Origin of the sequence: Brucella sp. RRSP16 (genome assembly GCF_052246815.1) — a bacterium.
GTDB classification, from domain to species: domain Bacteria; phylum Pseudomonadota; class Alphaproteobacteria; order Rhizobiales; family Rhizobiaceae; genus Brucella; species Brucella intermedia.
In genome coordinates this window covers 207,960-222,163 of record NZ_JBQQAM010000002.1, presented here as the reverse complement: position 1 = coordinate 222,163, position 14,204 = coordinate 207,960, and the positions used below count along the sequence as shown (strand labels likewise).

Below are 14,204 nucleotides of genomic sequence, written 5' to 3'. Positions count from 1 at the left end.
TAATGCTTCATCATACGGAAAACTGGCCCTACGTGATCACCCTGTCGAAGGGCGCATCGACCATGGAGGAGACCCGTGAATTCTTTGATACCTGGAACCGCTGGCTTGATGAAGGAAAGCCCTTTGTCACGATCCGCCGGTTTCTGGACGAGGATGCTCTCACGCATCCGGAAGGATCGGCGCGTGAAGTCAAGCAATGGTTTCAGCGCAATGCGCAGCGCATTCGCGAACAGGTGCTGGGGATGGTGAATATCGTGCCCGAATCTGTGTATGAACAGGCAAGCCGCATGGACGCTGAAAAGCTGTTCCGTGTTCCGGCTGGCACCTTCTCCAATGTCGAGGCAGCGCTGCACTGGCTGGAAGACCGCGTGGTTCGGCCAAACAGTCTTGTTTTTGACAGGGCGGCAATCCGGGGTAGATTGGCGGCATCCTGAAGTTCCGGAGATTGCTTTGCCGCCGACCGCCACCAAGTCCAAACCCCGCACCAAGCCCGCTGAAATACGTCGCGATGAGTTGATGGCTGCGGCCGAAGCCCTCTTCCTCGAAAAGGGCTTCGCGGCGACGAGCGTGGATGAAATTGTCCGCCTTGCCGATGTAGCAAAAGGTACGTTCTATCTGCATTTTCGCAGCAAGGACGACATCCTGATCGCCTTGCGGGAGCGATTTATCGACGGGTTCTGCGAGGGGTTGGAGCGTCAGTTGGGCCAATATCCGGCCGATGACTGGCACGGAAAGCTGGTAGCGTGGGCCGAGACGGGGATCGCCGGCTATCTGGACAATTACAGGATACACGACATGGTGTTCCATGATTTTCATCCGCCCCTGCGGCGCATGAAGCAGGAAAATCCGGCAATCGTCCGGCTCGATGCGTTGTTGACCGACGGCAATTCCGCAGGTGCGTGGAAAATCTCCAATCCGCGTTTGACGGCTGTGCTCCTTTTCAATGCGCTGCACGGTGCGGTCGATGAAATCATCTCCAACCCCGATATGATGGATCGAGCGGAAATGGTCGCGGGCGTTAAGGCGTTTTTCTTGCAGGCGGTACGGGCTTAGGGCATCCTGTTTTTTTGTTTTCCCCGAGCCCGTTCCAGTTTTCGGCAGGCGCGCACCAGAGAACGGGCAAAGAAAAAGGGAGGCTGATGCCTCCCTCCATTAACAGTCCAGCCCGTTTCGGCAGAGTTATTTCTCCACGAAAGCCTTCTCGATGACGTAGTGTCCGGCTTCGCTCTGGCTGCCTTCCTTGAAACCGCGCTCTTCAAGTATCTGCTTTGTTTCGGCCAGCATTTCCGGGCTGCCGCAGAGCATCATGCGGTCGTCGTCATGATTGAACTCTGGCAGGCCAACATCGGTGAACAGCTGTCCTGAACGAATGAGGTCGGTCAGGCGGCCACGATTCTTGTAGGGCTCACGCGTGACTGTCGGATAGTAGATGAGCTGCTTCTTGACCATTTCTCCGAGGAATTCATCCTGCGGCAGTTCGTTGGAAATGAAATCCGTATACGCGAGTTCCGCGACCTGACGCACGCCATGAACAAGAATGATCTTTTCGAAACGTTCATAGGCTTCCAGATCGCGAATGATCGACAGGAACGGCGCAAGACCGGTGCCGGTCGAGAGCAGCCAGAGATTTTTGCCCGGCTTCAGATTGTCGTAGAGCAGCGTGCCGACCGGCTTCTTGGACAGGATGATCTGGTCGCCAACCTTCAGATGCTGGAGCTTGGAGGTCAACGGACCGTTCGGCACCTTGATCGAAAAGAATTCCAGCCCGTCTTCGTAAAGGCTCGAGGCAATCGAATAGGCGCGCGTGAGCGGCTTGCCGTTTACTTCCAGCCCCATCATGATGAACTGGCCGCTCTGGAAACGAAAGCCCGGGTCGCGCGTGGTGCGGAAGGAAAACAGCGTATCGGTCCAGTGATGGATGTCGGTGACGGTTTCCTGATTGAAGTTGCTGCTCATTTTCGGAACTGTCTCTGTCTTGCTCCTGCACCGCTTGGGAGGACGGCGCCCGTGGATGGATCGGTCGTTTTGGTCATTGCCGCATTTTGCCCGCAGTCACGCATCTCCGTGGAGTCTGCATTTCCTGCAGGCAAAACGCCTTGATCGCAATCAATGTAAGCGCGTCATGCTGCCTTCAGGGTGGCTTCCGCGAATTCGTAATTGGCCAGCTTGTCGAGGAAATTCGTTACATAGTCAGGCCGACGATTACGGAAATCGAGATAATAGCTATGCTCCCAGACATCAAGCCCTAATAGCGCCTTGCCTTCGCCGGTTGCCAGCGGATTGGAGCCGTTCGGCGTCTTGGTGACCTTGAGCTTGCCGTCATCGGCCAGAACCAGCCATGCCCATCCCGAACCGAACTGGCCGACGGCTGCGGTCTTGAAGGCTTCCTTGAACTGGTCGACACCGCCGAAATCCTCGGTGATTTTCTTTTCCAGGGCGCCGGGAAGGCGGCCACCGGAAGCAGACAGGTTCTGCCAGAACAGATTGTGGTTCCAGTGCTGGCCGGCATTGTTGAACACCGGGGCCAGATCGGCCTTATCCTTGGCAAGGAGAATGATTTCTTCGAGCGACTTGCCCTTGAGCGCATCGTTCTTTTCAACGAATCCGTTGAGCGCAGTCACATAAGCCTGATGATGCTTGCCATGATGCAGCTCAAGCGTTTCCGTACCCATTCCCACGCCCTCGAGCGCGTTGGTTGCATAGGGAAGCGGGGGCAAGGTGAAGCTCATTTCAAAACTCCTTGTTACGTACGCCGTCGCGGTACGGACCGTCAGGTCCGTCAATCTGTTGCTGGACGCCGGTTGAGTGCCGTCATTTGATAACTATCTTGCTAAAGTGGGGTAGATAGCTTATTTAACAAGATAATTCTTCTTTAAATAGAAAATCGTCAATATGTCAAGGAATGACTTTCTAAATACCGACGCTTCGATAGCACGTTCTCCCGCCGAGCGCGTAATGCTCACGCTTAAGATGCGAGGCGCGCAGACGGCAGCTGCGATCGGCGAGCATCTGGGAACGACCGGCGAAGCGGTCCGCCAACAACTGGTGCGACTGGCTGAGGAAGGTCTGGTCGCTCCCCATTCCGTGTCGCAGGGTGTCGGACGTCCGTCTCAATTCTGGGACCTGACCGAGACCGGCAACAGGCGCTTCCCCGATACACATGCCGATTTGACGGTCCAGCTTCTCCATTCCGTTCGCAGCATTCTCGGTGAGGACGCGCTGGACACGCTGATCGCTCACCGCGAATCCGAGACCCGCCGTCAGTATCAGGCGCGCCTGAAAGATCTGCCGCTCGGCGAGCGGGTGTTGGAACTTGCCGCGATCCGCTCGGCGGAAGGTTACATGGCCGATGCCGAAAAGCAGGAGGATGGTTCCTGGCTCTTCATCGAAAATCACTGCCCGATCTGCGCCGCCGCGGACGCCTGCCAGGGCTTCTGCCGTGCGGAGCTTCAGGTATTCAGGGCCGTGCTTGGCCCTGATGTTTCTGTAAACCGAACCGAACATATTCTGGCCGGTGCGCGGCGCTGCGCTTACGTTATTTCGCCCGCCGCCTGATAATTCTCAGCATTGGGCCGTTTGCGGCTGTCTTGCGCTGCGGACGAGAGCGAGCGCCGACACGAACGCCAGTGCGGACAAAATGGCGAAGCCGGAAAAGAGCCAGAGCGCGGCATGTGCGGTGCCTGCAAAGCCGCCGGGGTTGGTGAGGCCAGCCATATTGGCAACCATTCCGGCAAGTGCTGCGCCAAGGGCGGTTGTGAAAAGCTGCACCATGGTCACGGAGGCGGATGCAAGGTTCTGATCTTCTGTGTCTGCTTGCTTGAAAATGCCCGTCAGCAGGTGCGGCCATGTCAGCCCCACGCCGAAACCGATGACTGCGAGCGCGATGCAGATCGGCAGCAGATCGTACCAATGACCCTCGCTTCCTGCCGGAATGAGGACGGCCAGCGTGACCATCCCGGCTACGCCCATGACGGGGGCGGCGAGAATAACGCGGTCGGTGCGCCCGGCGGCAATCCCCGACGACCCGATCGAGCCAAGTGTCCAGCTGCCGCCCATGATTGCTGCCAGATATCCAGCGACAAGCGGCGACTGATTATGCAGCACCTGAAAGAACAGCGGTACGAAGACTTCCGAACTGGTAACGGACGCGCTGAGGAAGGCGAGCGTCAGATAAAGCGCGCCGAGTTTCCGGATACTGAAAGACCCTTTCGGAAGAATGCGTCGGCTGGCCTTCTTTTCGGCGACGGCGAGGAGAAGCAGCAAGACGATTGCGAGTGCGACGCCGCCGGCATTCAGCGTCAGTTCCGACGAAATGCTTCCGGCGGAGACGGCAAGGACGGCAGCGGTCAGAAGAATGAGCTGTGGCCATGCCAGCCGGTCATTGCTGGCAGCGGAACCGGATTCGCGGGGCAGAACCGTCATGGCCATGATGGTGAACACGGCGATCACGGGCGCAAGCGACCAGAAGGCAGCGCGCCACATGCCGAGCTCCGCAAAAACGCCGCCAATCGCCGGGCCGACAAGCGTGGCAACGCCCCACATGCCGGAAACGAGGCCGATGGCGCGGGGCCATAGAGATTCATCAAAGACGATGCGGATCATTGAATATGACAGGGCGAGCATCATGCCGCCGCCAAGACCCTGAATGGCGCGCCCCGCCAGCATGACGGGCATGGAGGGCGCGAGGCCGCAAGTCAGGGTTCCCGCAGCAAAGATGCACGCTGCGACCAGATAGGCGCTGCGCGGGCCTGCCCGCGAAAGCAGGCGCGGCACAAGGGCGGAGCCGAGAATGGATGCGGTCACGAACAGCGCCGTGTTCCACGCGTAATAATCCATGCCGCCAATGTCGGCGACCACCGTCGGGAGGATGGTTGTGGCAATGAACACGTTGATGGCGTGAAGCGCCACGCCGCCGACGAGCGTCAGCGATACGATAGCGTTCCTGCCTGCGAACAGGTCTCCCCAACCGGCGGTCGGCTTGTGATCCTGCATCTGATTTTCCTTTGGCTGTCATTGCGTGGGCGAATACCTGATGAAGTCGCCCTGAACATGGAAACAACGGCTACGCTCGTGCTCGTAATTTGTCAAGCAAATGCTTGTTTAATTAATTTGACGATACTCACCAATCGTAGCGGGCCATCCAGTTGTATAAAAGCCAGTGGCACCGGCAAAGACTTTCAACGAAAACGGCGGAGCGGGTAGAAAGGGAAGGGGTTCAAATCCTGATAAAAAGCTCTATATGAGACGCGAGCCCTGAAGGCAGGGAAGTAATCCGCGATGGCTTATGGGGAAATTTTCCCGATAATGCTGTGGCGGATTTGTGTTTCTGTCACAAGCTTCCTATAAGCCTTCAAATAATTTGGGAAACCGCCTGATGTTTCCTCAACTTGGCAGACCAGACTTGCTGGCGAGGCCAGATTTTCCCATTGAATGACCCGGAACGCCCATGATCCCGACGCCCTACTACCTGATCGACAAGACCAAGCTGAAGCGCAACATGGAAAAGGTTGCCTATGTGCGCGAGAAATCCGGCGCCAAGGCACTGCTGGCGCTGAAATGTTTTGCCACCTGGTCGGTGTTTGATCTGATGAGCGAATATATGGACGGCACCACCTCGTCTTCGCTCAATGAAGTGCGTCTTGGCCATGAAAGATTCGGCGGCGAAACCCATGCCTATAGTGTGGCCTATGCCGACAATGAGATCGATGAGGTCATCAGCCACGCCGACAAGATCATCTTCAATTCGATTGGCCAGCTCGAACGCTTTGCTGACAAGGCGTCGGGCATCAAGCGCGGCCTGCGCCTCAATCCGGGCATCTCGTCTTCGAGCTTCGATCTTGCTGATCCGGCACGTCCGTTCAGCCGTCTTGGCGAATGGGATGTGGCGAAGGTTGAAAAAGTCATGGATCGCGTGACCGGCTTCATGATCCATAACAATTGCGAAAACTCCGACTTTGGTCTTTTCGACCGGATGCTGACCGACATCGAACAAAAGTTCGGCTCGCTTCTCAACCGCGTCGAATGGGTGAGCCTTGGCGGCGGCATCCACTTCACCGGCGATGATTATCCGGTCGATGAGTTCTGCGCACGACTGAAGGCGTTTTCGGAAAAGTTCGGCATTCAGGTCTATCTGGAGCCAGGCGAAGCCTCGATCACCAAGACCACGACGCTGGAAGTGACGGTGCTCGACACGCTGTTCAATGGCAAGAACCTTGCCATCGTCGATAGCTCCATCGAGGCGCATATGCTCGATTTGCTGATCTATCGCGAAAAGGCGAAGATGGCGCCGAACAATGGCGAGCACAGCTACATGGTTTGCGGCAAGTCCTGCCTCGCCGGCGATATTTTCGGCGAGTTCACTTTCGACAAGCCGCTTGCCATCGGCGACCGCCTCTCATTCGAGGATGCGGCCGGTTATACCATGGTCAAGAAGAACTGGTTTAATGGCGTGAAAATGCCAGCCATTGCCGTGCGTGAACTGGACGGCACGGTCAGAGTTGTCCGCGAATTTGATTACGCGGATTTTGAAGGGTCGCTTTCGTAAAGATCCTGTTGCGGCTTCACGCTGCAACGAACTCATGTGTTCCGAATGAGAAGGCAATCGGGACGGGAAATACAAGCATTTCCAGCAAAAGTGCGAAGCGGTTTTGCGCAGGATAATGCGTCAGTTAACTACAAAGACGCGGGAAACCGCTGGAAGAGGAAGCATCGACAGAAAATGAAGAAGAACGTTCTCATTATCGGCGCCGGGGGCGTGGCACAGGTTGTTGCACATAAATGTGCGCAAAACTCTGACATATTGGGCGATATCCATATTGCGTCCCGCACGGTTGAGAAATGCCGCAAGATTATCGATAGCGTGCATGAAAAGAAGAGCCTCAAGACGGAGGTGAAACTGGAAGCGCATGCGCTGGACGCAATGGATGTGGAGGCCACCAAGGCCCTGATCCGGAAGACGGGCGTTCAGATCGTCATCAATGTCGGCTCGGCCTTCCTCAATATGTCGGTTCTTCGCGCCTGTATCGATACGGGCGTGGCTTACATGGACACCGCAATCCATGAAGACCCGAAGAAGATCTGCGAGACCCCGCCATGGTATGGCAATTACGAATGGAAGCACCTGAAGGAATGCGAAGAGAAGGGCATTACTGCCATTCTCGGCATTGGCTTCGATCCGGGCGTGGTAAATGCCTATGTGCGTCTTGCTGCCGACGACTATCTCGATGAAGTCAAATCCATCGATATCGTCGACATCAATGCCGGTTCACATGGCCGCTGGTTTTCGACCAATTTCGACCCGGAAATCAATTTCCGTGAGTTCACCGGCACGGTCTATTCCTGGCAGAAAGGTGCCTGGCAGTCGAACAAGATGTTCGAAGTCGGCCACACCTTCGACCTGCCGGTCGTCGGTCCGAGCAAGGCCTATATGACCGGCCACGATGAAGTGCACTCGCTGTCGAAGAACTATCCGAACGCCGACGTGCGTTTCTGGATGGGTTTCGGCGATCACTACATCAACGTCTTCACGGTGCTGAACAATCTGGGCCTCCTGTCCGAACAGCCGGTCAAGACCGCCGAAGGTCTGGAAGTCGTGCCGCTCAAGGTAGTGAAGGCTGTGCTGCCCGATCCATCATCGCTGGCGCCGGACTATACCGGCAAGACCTGCATTGGCGATTTCGTCAAAGGCACCAAGGACGGCAAGGAGAAGGAAGTCTTCATCTATAACGTTGCCGACCACAAGGACGCCTATAACGAAGTGGGTTCGCAGGGCATTTCCTACACCGCTGGCGTTCCGCCGGTTGCAGCCGCAATCCTCATCGCTTCGGGCGAATGGGATGTGAAGAAGATGGTCAATGTGGAAGAGCTTGATCCAAAGCCATTCCTCCACATCCTGAACCAGATCGGCCTGCCATCCCGCATCAAGGATGAGAACGGCGACCGCGCGCTTGACTTCGCATAAGCATGCGATCCGGATGAATGAAGAAAACCCCGCTTCGGTGGGGTTTTTATTTTCTCGATCCTCATCCTGAGGAGGCCCGCAGGGCCGTCTCGAAGGATCGCCCTTCGAGGCTGCGCTTCGCTCCGCACCTCAGGGTGAGGGGTGTGGCGCTCGATAAAGAGGTCAGAAGAGCGCCGGTAAAGAAGGTGCGCGGGGTGATTGAGATTCTGGTGATGACGAGACGAAAATGGTGTTTCTCGAGAACCGTATTGGAATGTACTTTAGAGCGCATCCCGAAAAGTGTGAAACGGTTTTCGGGAAAGATGCGCGTGAAACAAAGAATTAGAGCGCCGATCTGATCCAATCAGATCGGAACGCGCTCTAGGGTACATGAGCACCGGAAGCGAAGAGAAGCGCCATTTGCAGACCGTCCGCGCCTGAATCTCAGTCGCCGCGCGGCCAGGTATCCGACAGCTGGTATCCACCGGGAAACGGATCGCTTGGATCGAGCATGAGCTGCGAGGTTCCTGTCACCCATGCGCGACCGGAAATAATGGGGCTGATGGCTGGCTTGCCACCAAGCTCAAGCGTCTTGTCGAGCCGACAATGAAACTCCGTACCCAGCACGGACTTGCCGATGAATTTCTCACCGACCTTCATCTGGCCCTTGGCCTGCAGCACGGCCATGCGCGCCGAGCAGCCCGTTCCGGTCGGGGAACGGTCGAGCTTGGCCGGGCGGATCGCAACGGTGTTCACGCCCGTCAGCACGTCGCCCTCCCGTGTTACCGGCTCGGTGATCTGGCAGAAGGAAATGTGGTTCCAGTCTTTTTCCGGGTGGCGGAAGCCCAGTTGTTCATTGGCGGCCTTGGTGATCTTCACGCCAATCTCGGCCAGTTCGCGCGCCTGACCCGGCTTGATCTTTATGCCGATCTGCGCTGCGTCGACAATGACAAAGCTGTCGCCGCCATAGGCCGTATCGACGGTGAGAGTGCCAAGTCCCTCGACTTCAAGCGTCGCATCCAGCCGGTCGGCGAAAGACGGCACGTTGCGCACGCTGATGCGCTCCGCCTTGCCGTTGCGGCACTCCGCTTCCACCTCGATAAGCCCGCCTGGCGCTTCCAGCACCATTCGCGTCACCGGCTCCTGCATCGGGATGATGCCGCTGTCCAAAAGCACGGTCGAGACGCAGATCGAGTTCGAACCGGACATCGGCGGCGTATCCGCAGGTTCCATGATGATGAAGCCCATCTGTGCGCGAGGATCTTTCGGCGGCACCAGCAGATTGACGTGGCGGAACACACCGCCGCGCGGTTCGTTGAGCACGAAATTGCGCAAGGTCTCGTCGCTGGCAATGAAGCGCGATTGTTCCCATACAGTTGCACCCGGAGGCGGGGCCACACCGCCGACGATGACATCGCCGACTTCGCCCTCCGCATGACAGCCGACAATATGGATGACTTTGGTGCTGCGCATGACGCCTCCTGCAATTAATGCAATCATTCCTATCGGTTAGGCCATAAGCGTCAATCCTTTATCGGACAGGCAATGACGCTTTCGCGTCAGAATGAGGATTTGATTCCTCTATGTGTCCGGAGACGAAAAATCCATTTCGAGACGTGTTGCTTCTTTGAGCAAGTCTGATATCCATGTTGCTCTAATTTTGTGCAAATCGATGCGCAGCCCGCTTGGCTCCGGATCAGTTTCTGGAACATACACAACGTTCCCAATAGAAATTGAGCAACCCGAAAAGTTGGGGCGAAGTCGCTCTTGCAGCGACAAACGCCCTTAGCCGGCATGGGACGGTCGATGATCGTATTTCCGCGCCTCTTCTCAGATTGACATGGTCTCTGATGTTCCGGGGCGTGGCCTCATTCAAATGGAACATCCGGCGGGTTGACGGCCCCGGATGCTTCGGGGAGCGGACTATGGACAGGACAAACAATGCGGGCTTTGAGCAGCCCCATGAATCCGGCACGCAACGCTGGGGCAGGGAGATGGTCGCGGCGCTGACACTCGGCTGGCCGCTGATCTTCACCAATCTTTCGCAGGCCGCGCTGACGGCGACCGATGTCATCTTTATCGGCCGTCTCGGAGCGGACACGCTCGCCTCGGCTTTGCTGGCGACGAGCTTCTATCATACGCTGATGATCTTCTCGATGGGGCTTGTCTCGGCAGTGATGCCGATGATCGCCATTGCGCTTGGCAAGAACCGCCATTCGGTGCGTGATGTGCGCCGCACCGTTCGTCAGGGTTTCTGGACCGCAATCATGATCGCGGTCCCGGTCTGGATCGTGCTCTGGCATTGCGAGGAAATCTTCCTGTTTCTCGGCCAGCGTCCGGACATCGCCGCCCGCTCGACGGATTTCATGCACACGCTGCAATGGGCGCTGTTGCCTTATCTGGGCTATATCGTGCTGCGCTCATTCTTTGCGGCGATGGAAAAGCCGATGTGGACGCTGCTCATTGCAGCCCTTGCGATCGGTTTCAACGCGCTTGCCGGCTGGACGCTGATTTTCGGCCATTTCGGCTTTCCCCGCATGGAATTGCATGGCGCCGGTATCGCTACCACGGCATCAAGCACGATGATGTTCCTCGGGCTTGCCTTCATCACCCTGCGCCATCGCCGTTTCCGCCGCTATCACCTGTTCGGCCGTTTCTGGCGTCCCGACTGGGCGCGCCTGCTTGAACTGTGGCGTATCGGCATTCCAATGGCGCTCACTTTCGTGTTCGAGACATCGATCTTCTATGCCGCGGTGGTCATGATGGGCCGCATCGGCCCGACTGCCATGGCGGCTCACGCCGTGGCGATCCAGATCGCATCGCTCAGTTTCATGGTGCCGCTCGGTTTCGGACAGGTGGCAACCGTGCGTGTGGGCCGTGCTTATGGCGCCGGCCACCCCAAGGCGATTGCCTATGCGGGCTGGAGTGCCTACGCGCTCGGTGTGGGCTTCATGGCGGTGATGGGGCTGCTTATGGTGCTCATCCCTCGCTTGTTCATCGGCGTCTTCCTTGATCTGCACGACCCGCAGAACCTGCCGGTGATGGAACTGGCCGTGACTTTCCTTGCGCTGGCCGCACTCTTCCAGATCGTTGACGGCGCACAAGCCGTTGCCGCAGGCATGTTGCGCGGCCTGCGGGATACCCGCGTGCCGATGTTCCTGGCTCTGTTTGGCTATTGGGGCGTGGGCTTGCCGCTCGGCGCATTGCTTGCGTTCAAGTTCGAACTTGGCGGTGTCGGTATCTGGCTCGGTCTTGCCGCGGGTCTCGGCATTGTGGCGGTGTTGATGACACTGCGATGGCGCAGGCATCTTGCACATGTATCGGCTCACCCTGCCTGAGCGCTCCAATAAAAAAAGCCATACGCCCGACAGGCGTATGGCTTTGACGATCTGATCCTGCGCCTTACTTCGTCAGCGCAATGATGCGGTCGAGGGCAGCACCGAAGCCTTTCAGCGAAACCTTGAAGGCAACCGGCTGGCTTGGGCTCAGGGCTGTCGTGGTGACGTTGATATTGGTGCCGGCCTTGAGGGCGGCAACCTGCTTGGCGTCGAAGCTTACTGGAGCCAGGCAACCTTGCGGCAGGCAGGTGGAGAAAGCGAGATTCGGTGCGGCGGCGTCATCGATCTTGAGGGCCGCGCCCTTGGCAAGATCAAGGCCGAACGGCATCAGCAGGACGCCTTCAACCTTGCCCGCGACATTGCGCAGTTCCGCCGTCAGAACGCGCTGGCCGGTCTGCGTGCTGCTCTGCTCCTGACGCATCACGCAGATGCTGGTGTCTTTCTGGTTCTGACAGGAAACAGTCCAGTCCTCATAGGTTTCCTGCAGATTGCTGGCGCCGCCGGGAAGCGGGGCAGCAAAGGACGAAGCGCCTGAAATGGTTGCGAGCGTGAATGCAAGACCGATTACACGATAGGTTTTCATAAATAGATTCTCTCTGAAATGAATGACTCCCGGAGCTGTATACTCCGAGACAGTGTTCAAGAAAATGATATTGAGCATAAAATATTCGCGTCATCAACTGCGATCGTTGTTTGTATTTTAGTTATATAAATAGCTATCAATATATTGCTTCTTGTGCGGTTGCGTCTCCTGCGGTGCCAGGTTTTTCCCCGCGCCCCTTTTCCTCGCAAGGCGGGAACTTTAAAGTCATCGGCTGAAAGGTCGGCCTGGGACGCCGGGAGGAGAGAACGTGACGCTACGCTACCAGATTGTTGCACTGGCGATTGTGCCGCTCATCGTGGCCATATTGACAGTCACGGCCTTTATTACCTGGCAATCGGCCAATCTGGTGCAGAGCAGCATCGCCACTTTCGAGAAGAATATGCTGAAAGCCAAGGAGACCGAGCTTCTCAATCTCACCAATCTGGCCCTTTCCTCCATACAGCAGATTTACGACGAGGCGGGTCCCGACGATACCGCGGCCATGGAAAAGGTGCGCGAGATACTGACCTCGCTCGATTATGGTCGCGACGGTTATTTCTTCGTCTATGATTATGACGGCAACAACGTCGTTCATCCGCGCCAGACCTTCCGTCCGGGCCACAACTGGCTCGACCTCGTCGATCCGGACGGGGATCGCGTTATCGCCAATCTGATCGGCAAGGCCAAGGAGGGCGGCGGGCTGCACCAATACAAGTGGGAAAAGCCGTCGAGCGGCGAAATGGCCGACAAGCTTTCCTTCGCGGTCGGTCTGGATAAATGGAAATGGATGCTGGGAACGGGTGTCTATCTCGATGATGTCTATGCGCAGACTGCCGCCGCAAATGCGGATTTTCGCGCCAATATCCGCACGACCTTCCTCATCGTCAGCCTGATCGCCGTTCCGGCTGTGATGCTCGTCTTCGCGACCTGCATGCTGCTCAACCTGCGTGAGCGGCGCATGGCGGATACCAAGCTGAAGGAACTGGCGCAGCGCATCATCGATACGCAGGAGGAGGAACGGGCGCGACTGGCGCGGGAGCTTCACGACGGCATTTCCCAAAATCTCGTCGGCGTCCGCTACGCCATCGACCTTGCGAGCCGTCAGGTGAGAATGGGCAGCGGGGGTGCGCCGCTTGCAATCGAAAAGGCATCGGACGCGCTCAACGGCGCAATCAAGGAAGTGCGGCGGCTTTCGCATGATCTGCGTCCGCGCATTCTGGACGATCTTGGCCTGACCGTCGCGCTCAAGGCCCTGTGTGAGCATTTCTCTGAACGGACCGGCATTGAAACCCGGCTGGAAGCGAGCGGGTTGAGCGAGACGCTGAAGCCGGAGGCAAGCACTGCGCTTTATCGTGTCGTGCAGGAGGCGCTCACCAATGTGGAGCGTCATTCCGGCGCAAGTCAGGTGAACATCCATCTCTGGGAAGCCGGTGGCAAGGTGACGATGACGGTTGCCGATGATGGCAATGGTTTCACCGCGCGTGATTTGAAAGACCCGCTTTCCGGACTTGGCCTGCGAAATATGCAGGAACGGATGGCACATTTCGGCGGGGTGCTCTTGGTTGAAACCAGTGCAGATGGTACGCAACTGACCGCGCGCCTGCCGCAGTCGGCAACAGAAAGAAAGCGGGAACCGGAAGTCGCATGACGAATGAATGCAAGATTCGCGTATTGCTCGTGGACAACCACCCGCTGGTGCTGGACGGTTTGCGGGCTGTACTCGAAACCTATGACGATATTGATGTTGCTGGCGCGGCTTCCAATGCGCGGGCCGCTCTCGAACTGGCGCTTGCCGTCAACCCGGATGTGGTCCTGATGGATATCAATATGCCACTTCTCAACGGTATCGACGCCATCGAACTGTTCAAGAAGCAGTTTCCGGGCATCCGTATCCTCATGCTGTCCATGCACGACAGCCGTGAATATATCTCGACCTCGATCATGCGTGGGGCTTCGGGATATGTCTTGAAGGACGTGTCCACGGCAGAAATCGTGGCCGCCATTCATGCGGTCGCATCAGGCGGAACATATTTCTCGTCCGGCGTTTCAGAAGCGCTGCTCGACAGCGGCGAGAGGAAGTCGGAAGGTTTGTCCGTTCGCGAAAACGATGTGCTGGTGCTGGTGGCCGAAGGAGGCAGCAATCGCGAGATTGCAATCAGGCTCGGCATTTCGGAAGCAACCGTTGAAACCCACCGCAAGAACATCAAGAAGAAGCTTGGAATTGCCAGCACGGCAGGGCTTACGCGCTATGCTATAGAAAACCGGTTGCGCCTGTCTTCGCCATAACCGGCATGGGCCACGGACTGCTGATTTCGCCTTACCCACTAATGGGTAGTCCTTTGTT

13 protein-coding genes are annotated in these 14,204 nt (G+C 57.2%); 8 read left to right on the top strand and 5 right to left on the bottom strand.

All coding sequences use genetic code 11. The annotated features are described in order from the left end of the window. Positions 1–2: 2 nt before the first annotated feature. Positions 3–434, top strand: coding sequence for a hypothetical protein (locus ACS5UA_RS04250; protein WP_021586222.1), 432 nt, complete (start codon positions 3–5; stop codon positions 432–434). A gap of 16 nt (positions 435–450) precedes the next feature. Next, positions 451–1,053 carry a TetR/AcrR family transcriptional regulator gene (locus ACS5UA_RS04245; protein WP_021586221.1) on the top strand — a complete coding sequence of 201 codons (603 nt, stop codon included), beginning with the start codon at positions 451–453 and terminating at the stop codon, positions 1,051–1,053. 126 nt (positions 1,054–1,179) lie between these two features. Here ACS5UA_RS04245 and ACS5UA_RS04240 read toward each other — a convergent pair whose 3' ends face one another. Further along, a complete protein-coding gene (locus ACS5UA_RS04240) occupies positions 1,180–1,956 on the bottom strand; it encodes a ferredoxin--NADP reductase (protein ID WP_006466088.1) in 777 nt (258 codons plus the stop codon). A 164-nt stretch (positions 1,957–2,120) separates the two neighbouring features. Further along, positions 2,121–2,729 carry a superoxide dismutase gene (locus ACS5UA_RS04235; protein WP_006471043.1) on the bottom strand — a complete coding sequence of 203 codons (609 nt, stop codon included), beginning with the start codon at positions 2,727–2,729 and terminating at the stop codon, positions 2,121–2,123. Positions 2,730–2,955: 226 nt separating this feature from the next. On the opposite strand from ACS5UA_RS04235, the gene ACS5UA_RS04230 reads away from it, so the two are divergent. Continuing rightward, entirely contained in the window at positions 2,956–3,555 is a 600-nt protein-coding gene (locus ACS5UA_RS04230; RefSeq protein ID WP_006471042.1) for a helix-turn-helix transcriptional regulator, read from the top strand. Between the two features lie 6 nt (positions 3,556–3,561). Here the strand turns inward: ACS5UA_RS04230 and ACS5UA_RS04225 are convergent, their stop codons facing one another. Then, complete coding sequence (locus ACS5UA_RS04225; protein ID WP_021586220.1) at positions 3,562–4,992, bottom strand: MFS transporter; 1,431 nt, start codon at positions 4,990–4,992, stop codon at positions 3,562–3,564. A gap of 454 nt (positions 4,993–5,446) precedes the next feature. Here ACS5UA_RS04225 and nspC point away from each other — a divergent pair, with 454 nt between their 5' ends. Continuing rightward, positions 5,447–6,544, top strand: a complete 1,098-nt coding sequence (nspC, locus tag ACS5UA_RS04220; protein ID WP_021586219.1) for a carboxynorspermidine decarboxylase — start codon at positions 5,447–5,449, stop codon at positions 6,542–6,544. A gap of 174 nt (positions 6,545–6,718) precedes the next feature. Further along, a complete protein-coding gene (locus ACS5UA_RS04215) occupies positions 6,719–7,960 on the top strand; it encodes a saccharopine dehydrogenase family protein (protein ID WP_021586218.1) in 1,242 nt (413 codons plus the stop codon). A 423-nt stretch (positions 7,961–8,383) separates the two neighbouring features. On the opposite strand, the gene ACS5UA_RS04210 is transcribed toward ACS5UA_RS04215, so the two are convergent. Next, positions 8,384–9,412 carry a trans-3-hydroxy-L-proline dehydratase gene (locus ACS5UA_RS04210; protein WP_021586216.1) on the bottom strand — a complete coding sequence of 343 codons (1,029 nt, stop codon included), beginning with the start codon at positions 9,410–9,412 and terminating at the stop codon, positions 8,384–8,386. A 452-nt stretch (positions 9,413–9,864) separates the two neighbouring features. Between ACS5UA_RS04210 and ACS5UA_RS04205 the strand changes: the two genes are divergently transcribed. Then, entirely contained in the window at positions 9,865–11,277 is a 1,413-nt protein-coding gene (locus tag ACS5UA_RS04205) for an MATE family efflux transporter (protein ID WP_021586215.1), read from the top strand. 64 nt (positions 11,278–11,341) lie between these two features. Here ACS5UA_RS04205 and ACS5UA_RS04200 read toward each other — a convergent pair whose 3' ends face one another. After that, on the bottom strand, positions 11,342–11,860 hold the full coding sequence (locus ACS5UA_RS04200) for an invasion associated locus B family protein (RefSeq protein WP_021586214.1): 519 nt from the start codon (positions 11,858–11,860) through the stop codon (positions 11,342–11,344). A gap of 268 nt (positions 11,861–12,128) precedes the next feature. Here ACS5UA_RS04200 and ACS5UA_RS04195 point away from each other — a divergent pair, with 268 nt between their 5' ends. Together ACS5UA_RS04195 and ACS5UA_RS04190 are read left to right on the top strand one after the other, a co-directional pair. Then, positions 12,129–13,508 (top strand): cache domain-containing protein, encoded by a 1,380-nt coding sequence (locus ACS5UA_RS04195; RefSeq protein WP_021586213.1) that lies wholly within the window; start codon positions 12,129–12,131, stop codon positions 13,506–13,508. Continuing rightward, positions 13,505–14,146, top strand: a complete 642-nt coding sequence (locus tag ACS5UA_RS04190; protein WP_006466099.1) for a response regulator — start codon at positions 13,505–13,507, stop codon at positions 14,144–14,146. The genes ACS5UA_RS04195 and ACS5UA_RS04190 overlap by 4 nt, the downstream gene beginning before the upstream one ends. Positions 14,147–14,204: the final 58 nt, after the last annotated feature.